Annotated in this window: 1 pseudogene; it reads right to left on the reverse strand. The window is 68.0% G+C overall.

From position 1 onward, the window contains the following. Positions 1–385: pseudogene (locus MOV75_RS41715) on the reverse strand (DNA mismatch repair protein MutL); the annotation flags it as partial. Positions 386–484 lie beyond the last annotated feature (99 nt).

Below are 484 nucleotides of genomic sequence, written 5' to 3' on the forward strand. Positions count from 1 at the left end.
CGTGCATCAGGCGGCGCTCCAGCGGCAGCGCCTCGTCCCATTCGGCCATGTGCTCGGAGAGATCGCGCAAGAGCCCGCCCGCATTGGTCTTGCCGAGCAGCGACGGCGTCTCGCGCACGGCGACTGCGCCGGGGCCGAAGGATTCGATGGCGAGGCCGAACGAAGCCAGCTCCTCGCTGCGCTCCAGCAGCCGCTCCACCGTCGCCTCGTCCATCTCGACGATCTCGGGGATCAGCAGAATCTGCCGCTGCACACCGTTGGCGGCCAGCGAGGCCTTCAGCCGCTCGTAGACGATGCGCTCGTGCGCGGCGTGCTGGTCGACGATGATCAACCCGTCGCGGGTCTGCGAGACGATGTAGGTCTCGTGGATCTGCGTGCGTGCCGCGCGGGAGCCGGAGCTTTACGACAAGCTGGTCGATGCCACCAAGGGCGAGGACGTCGCGATCCTCTGCACGACGTCGGGCACCACCTCCCATCCCAAGCT

This window comes from Bradyrhizobium sp. PRIMUS42 (genome assembly GCF_023006515.1).
GTDB lineage: Bacteria > Pseudomonadota > Alphaproteobacteria > Rhizobiales > Xanthobacteraceae > Bradyrhizobium.